This is a genomic window from Fulvivirga aurantia, assembly GCF_009711475.1.
GTDB lineage: Bacteria > Bacteroidota > Bacteroidia > Cytophagales > Cyclobacteriaceae > Fulvivirga > Fulvivirga aurantia.
This window is the reverse complement of sequence record NZ_SMMD01000750.1, coordinates 1-7,174: the sequence shown is the minus strand read 5'-3', so window position 1 is coordinate 7,174 and position 7,174 is coordinate 1. Positions and strand designations below refer to the sequence as shown.

The 7,174-nt window shown below is 38.4% G+C and carries 1 protein-coding gene; it reads right to left on the bottom strand.

Going from position 1 to position 7,174, the window contains the following annotated elements:
• On the bottom strand, nucleotides 1-7,174 hold a 7,174-nt coding region (locus tag E1176_RS20630; protein ID WP_185152716.1), incomplete at both ends, for a beta strand repeat-containing protein.

Below are 7,174 nucleotides of genomic sequence, written 5' to 3'. Positions count from 1 at the left end.
TTATAATTCCATCAGACAATGTCAAATTACCTAATATTTCAATATCAGAATTAATATTTACTTCAACATTTCCTTCATTTTTCTGAATCTCTAAATTGTTCAAGGCATTTGGACCTGTAAAATCACCCATGATGGTGGTTTCTTTAATAGATGATGCGTATGATCCATAATTACGCAACAATACCACACTATTTTGTGCATTAAACTGGCCTGCAATAAAATTGATGTCAGCACCAACTGAGAATATATAGTTCGAACTTCCAGCATTAACTATACCCCCATTTATAATGAGATTTTCGACTATATTAATTCTCCCTGACGAAGCCCCATTAAATGTTCCTCCATTAATAATGAAATCTCCAGATCTAATATTGATACGAGAGCTGGCACCTTCAGGACTATTTAACACACCACCCTCTAAAGTCAGATTATTTTCTACTGTTATCCTTCTATTTGCTGCCATCGAAATTTCCGGACCATTAATTATCAAATCCTGACAGATAGTTACGTCATTATTTGGAAAATTTCTTGCCCCTGAACCACTCAATGTCAAACTCCTTAATGATGTAATACCTGCAAGTATATTGTAACTACCCGTACCTGCATATTCCAATCCACCACCAGAACAAGATAAAAAGTCGCCAGAAAAAGCTGGTAAGTTTGCGTTGATCCCATCACTTACAATCCTTAAATCACCTGTGCCATCTAAAATACCCAACCGATGGTTGGTGGAATTAGTAACCTCTAATATTCCGCCTGATTGAATCACTGTACGATAAAATCTTGCTTCATCTTGATCTAAGGTCAAAGTGTAACCATAGGGAACAATCACCACTGAACCGGTAGGTGCTCCACCTCCAGGTACCGCAATATCATAGACATCAGCCGTAAAACTTCCGTCTGTATCGACTGTATAGGTGGCAACATTATCTGGTATAGCTATGTCTATTCCAGCAAAATAATCTCCCGAAATACTATTAGAGTCTTCTCCTGTAAAGGTAAAATGTATCTCATTTGTGATTTCGCTCACCTCATTAGTAGTGAACTTATTTATTAAGTTGGTGGGATTATTAAACGTTAAAATTCGAGCTGCGATATAATCAGCTTCACTACCATTTAATGCTTGTACTTGAGCATCGTTATAGCTAAAAGTGACATCAGATGTCATACCTGTAACATTTTTGGCAGTTAGCGCCCAATAATACTGTAATACATTATTAATATCGCCACCAGCTGTCAGGTCATTCCCATCATTAATAGTCGGGTGATATTCATTCGCAGGGCTTATAAATATAGATCCAATTGCTGAACCGGATGTATTTGAATTTGTGCTCAAATCAAATACAACAGGGGTATAAAAAGCCTGTCCCAATGGGAAAGTAAAGTCAGTAGTTGTATTTGCTGCAAACGTCTTACCAACACCTTTATCGACAAATGAGCTGTTTGTTCTTATCATATTTGAGACTGAAAAGGGCTGAACAGCTACAACATCCGAGTTCACACCAAATAAAATATTACTACCTCCTACATCAAAGACCCCTCCGTTTAATTGTAAATCTCCGTTTATATTAAAGTTATAACCATTACCATCAGGTATTGTAACTCCATTGGTATTATTAATTCTAATACCACCAATGCTACCTGTTCCTGAAGCGGACCTCCTTAATTCTTGATTTGTAGAACCTGAGAAAACAAGACCATTACCTCCTGAGCTAGAATGAACCCCATTTATTACTGCATCTGCATTTAGTATAATATCAAACCCATTATCATTGAGTGTGCCACTATTTATTGAAAACAGACCGTTGACAGTTACAGAATTAGTAAGTTCCAAAGAGCCTATTCCTGATTTCGTAAATCTGAAGAAATTATTCGTGCCTGAACCTCTTAATTCCTGTGTCAAATCAGATTCGAAAATTGTTTCATTATTTTGAGCGTCATAAGAGCCGTTGTTCTCAAAATCACCATTCACAGTAAGAGTTATACCATTACCATTAAATGTGGCACCGCTATTAATTGTGAGCTGTCCAACAACAGTCAAAGGTGTGGTTCTAATAGACGCAACCGGATTGTTTGTGCCATTAATAGTTAGGTCGCTTAATGGAATGAATGAATTGATTCTGAAATCATTCTGTCCTGCTGGTGTATTCGCATTGAATATTGTAATCTCCTCAGTTACATCAAAATCATCAGGATCTAAATACAGCGCTGATATAGTAGGTGAAATTTGATGTCTTTCGATCGTTAAAGTACCTCCTGTGTACGTAAATTCACTTCCTACATTATATATTTGAAGCATACCTCGGTTTGAGGTTGGCGCTGCCTGTGTACCTATTCTTACATCACCTCCGGTTTGTCTATATTTCAAAACACCAGTACTGGCGGTAGTTATTGGTCTTATCTGCGACCCAACATTCAGTGCTCCAGAAGAAATTTCAAGAATAGCATTTCCTGAAGCTGAATATTCGATAAAGTTATTCCCATTTCCAGAAGCATCATCCATATCTAATGTTCCTCCATCTATAATTAAGCAACCATTTAATAAAATCCCAGAATCATCACCACTCACATTAGCCTGGCCAGCAGTAATTTGTAAGCCTCCGGAAGCAGGGATGTTAAAGCTGGATCCACCAGTAGTTAGATTAATGTTTATTAATGGGTCGTTGAGCACTAAAGTACCGTTCTGAATTTTTATTGCCTTCGTTGTACCATTCGATGTACCATTTAATGTAAAAGGATCGTTAAAAGAAAATGAATTATCCTTAGAATTCCCCTTATTCATTACTACCCTATGCAGGATGGCAGTACCAGAATTAGTAAAGGTGTTTGTTCCAACACTACTTAACTCTAGCTCGATAACTGAATTACTTCCGTCACCTAAATTCATTGTTCCTGTGCCAGGAATAGTGATATCTCCGTAAACGGTTAGATTATGAGTATTTGCAGCACTGTTATTTACTAATCTGAGTTGTCCTCCATTACTACCATTAAAGCTTAAATCACCTTCAATAATAACAGTCTGATTTCCTGTAGAATTACCATCAAATTCGAAAAACCCTTGCCCACAACAACCCGATCCAATTTCTACATTATTTTTAAATGTTAATGTACGAGCAGAATTGTTGTTAACCCTGATTAGCATATTTCCATTTATGTTAGCTCTACCATTTACTGTGACATCAACATCTGGAAACTCCATAATCCTATTGCTTGAATTTCCTCCTGCAAACCAAAGCATAGGGTACTCAGATGCATCTGATGAAAGTGTAGCTGTACCCGTTCCTCCATCCCACGCATAAATAACAAGTGCATTTGAATAATTATTAAAGTCGGCAAAGTCCCCCCCTGGGAAAATTCCCGTATATGAGGCGTTAATATTATACTGCATAACAGCACCATGACTTTGATTTGGAGTAGGGCCACCAATATGCCTATCAGTTACTTCAACCTCATTGAATATTGAATTATAAGCATTATAGCTTCCATTAGAATCAAATATTACTCGGGGGCATCCACTAATCCAATTATTATTTACCGGATCAAAATCATCAAAAATTAACTTTGCGATATTAATCGGGCCTGTACCATTGTTAATCGTAAATACGCCAGCACCATAACCTGTCGGATCACCTGCCCCTCCATTGTCTCTTGTCAAGATCGCAATATCCCCATCACGAGGATAATCTCCAGCCGATGAACCATCTCGTGTCAATGACCATGCACTACCATTAGTCCAATTGGTCTGAGAAGTGTTTATCGAATAAAAGATTTCAGGTGCACCCACAAACTTAGAGGCATCACCAGCCGTGTAAGCAGCATGTTTCAAATCAAACCCTCCAGCAGGATTTCCAGACCCTTCATTACCCCAGAAGAAAATCCTTATATTCTCTGCATCAGTATTGTCAATACCTGAAGACCCGGGTGCTCCAGCATCAACCTCTGCAGTTCTCGTAAAAGGATCATTCTCTAAAACATAACCAGGAACATAGTTAGAAGGAAAGCCATCAGCTCCGCCATTCGGATCATCTTTTTCAACAGACCTAAACCACATTCTCTCTACTTTAGGTACTGTAGTAAAACCACTGTAGTCTACAATCCAATATCTGTCTGAAATATCATTACCCAAAGGGTACGGCCCTGCAGTTGCCAGTTTATCCGTTACCGGAACAACAGTAATATAACCCGCATCGGAAGCTGACAATAATCTAATATTTACAGGCGTATATTCTGATGTGGCAATATCACCGGTATTACCAGTACCTACTGGAAATAAAAACACAGTTGGATTACTATTTGAATTGGCTTCATCACAATTAACAAAGCCAGGGTTAGTACCATCAGCATTCACTTTTAAAGATAAGCCGCCATCAGATGCGTTTCCATCGGTTATGAACATGTCTTCAACACTAAACTGATTGTTTCCATTAGGACCACCAGCCTGACTTGTAAGCCTTTCGTTTAAAACATCAATAGTAAGATTATGAGTACCTAAATCAATTCTTCCATGTCGATACTCCAAGTAATCTATTTTAACATCGCTTATCAGCTCGATGATTTCATCGGCACTATTCAACTTAATCCCTCCAAATCTTGATGTATCAGCCGTAATGAATACTGTCGCTGGGCCTCCATCGTCTCTTAATTTAAACAAATCATTTTCGCCATTCGGATCTGAATCGTTTGTTGCACTAGGATCATAGACAGTAAGAACATCATAGTTTACAACGGTATCTGCGTACATCCTTATACTATGTACACCTTGATCTAGTGTGCCGCTTAAAACTTTAAAAAAGTCACCATCAACCCTTAATAGGTTATTTTCATTACCAGTTACATCTGATTTTCCGGACTGCAATGTAACTGTGGCTGATGTAGGCTTATTGATTATAAGATTCCAAAACCTTTGTTCATCATTCACTCCTCCTGTTCTATTTAAGAATGACATGACGCTATTATCTACACCATTAATGGTTGTAGTATTAGGTACAGAGTTATTGTAAAAATAATCTCCACCAGCTTCAATTATGAAGTCGCTACCAATTTCAACATCAATACCATTGTGATCAAAAGTGATCCCGTTCTCAATAGTTAGGTTGTTTAGTACTCTTAGGTCTAAATCAGAAATTGTGGTAGTATTTGCACCACTACCAGAAGCACCGTTTATTAAATCAACTTCATTTCCAGTACCAGATGTGTATCTCATTATAACATTCCAAAAAGGAGCCAGTGAAGTTAATTTGAAATCGTCATTACGATCAACTTCCATAATAACAGTCCCCCCTGTAACGCTTTGATTTCCTTCATCACTTGCTATGAATATACCACCCGTATTAGCTCCGGTTGGTGCTCCTGCTACTCTCAAGGTTCCACCCGACATATTAAAAGTGTTACCAGGGTATGTTAAACTAAATACATAATAATCTGTCTGAATACTATTTCCTGTAACATTTACAATACCACCAGATTGGGTGTAACCGCCAATATTTTCTGCACCGAGAACCGAAGTCCTAATTTGATTCACAGTTAAAGTACCGTCAGAAACAACAATATTACCATTGCCTCTTGTAGTAATTCCGCTACTAATTGGCGCATTTATAATACCACCTGATAACTGAATAGTACCATACGGTACAATGGCTGTACCTGCAGGTTTCTCAGCTGATCCTCCATTTACCCAAAGACGAGCAGCCTCAGAGATATTATAATTACCTCCGTTGTTTAGAACCGGTACATCAACATTCGAATTTAGCCTTACTGTTCCTCTTAAAAGGCCAAGCGCATTATCATTAGTTATTAATTGAGCAGTATTGCTGTGGCCATAGTCAGCTGGGCCAAACAAGTTGAAATTAGCAGCAGTGCTTGCATTAATATCGAGGATGTATGTTTGATCAGTACCTTTATCGATTTCAATACGATAAAAATTGGTTACTCCATTACAGCTGATTTCCTGATTACTCAAGGCACTTAGAAAGTTGGCATCCACGATACCATTTGTAGCTTCGTTGTTATAGTCTGTGGAACTACGGTTAGTAAATTCAGCTCTTCCCAAGTTTTCGAAATCGCCATAAAAGTTAAATTCATGTCTGGCATTGGCAGTTCCAACTGTTAGCTCACCGCTGCCATTAATCTGGGTATTACCATATACGGTTATATTTCTAGCGGTTGTGGAACTATTGTCATTTATTCGTAATTGACCGCGGTCAACTGTCAAATCTCCATTGATGACGTAATCAGATAAAAGTGTTGCTTGATTAGCAGTAGCATTGAGATTAATGAGAACGTTGTTATAGATTCTATTCTGATTTAAATTGATTCCTGCTCCACGAATTTCAACGGTACCTCCCACTATTGAATCTGCAAAAACTGTTATAGAACCCGTAGGGAAGTTATCATTATTAGATGCATCTCCTGAAATTGTAATCTTTCCACCTCCCAGAATGTTAAAGAAATCATGGCCACTAGTGTTAGCCACAATTAACTCACCATTGACAGTAAGATTAATACCATCATTATCATCAGAATCCATGGTTACTGTTCTACCTGTAAGTATCGTAACATTGTCATTAGCACCGGGTACTAATCCCCCAGATGGTGTTCTTAAGGCACCTGACGGATCGGTAGTCCAAGTAAGCGGATCATTCCAATCGCCTGATTGGTAGGAATAGACATCACCTGGCACTAGTTGTTCTCCCTGGCCAAGAGTGTAATAACCTGTAGTCAGGTTAGCATTACTGGCATCGATAACTAACTGATCGCCATTTTCAGTAGCATAAGAATTTACGAGGGCTCTTGTATAATTTGATGAAGTATTTGCTCTGTATAGAAGTACATAATCAGTAGGATCTCCACTGTAAGCAAGACCCGCATCCCCAAAGTCAAATCTTAACTCCACGCTTACATCACCTGAATTTTCTACATACCAACTTCTGGCCCAATGTGAGTCCAACACACCAGGATCTACAGTTATGTCGGTAGTTTGGCCCTGAGCATGTGCTGTATTGTCGTGCGCAAACATTAAAAATTCATTTGAAGCGTTCAAACTACCGTTTAATTCAGAAATTTGAAGTGCATCGCTGAATCCTGAAGAGGTGAATTTTTCAGATCCGTCTGCAGTACCGATACCTCTTAAATCATTAACAAATGACGCATCTCCGGTGCTGAAATAATCGTTAGC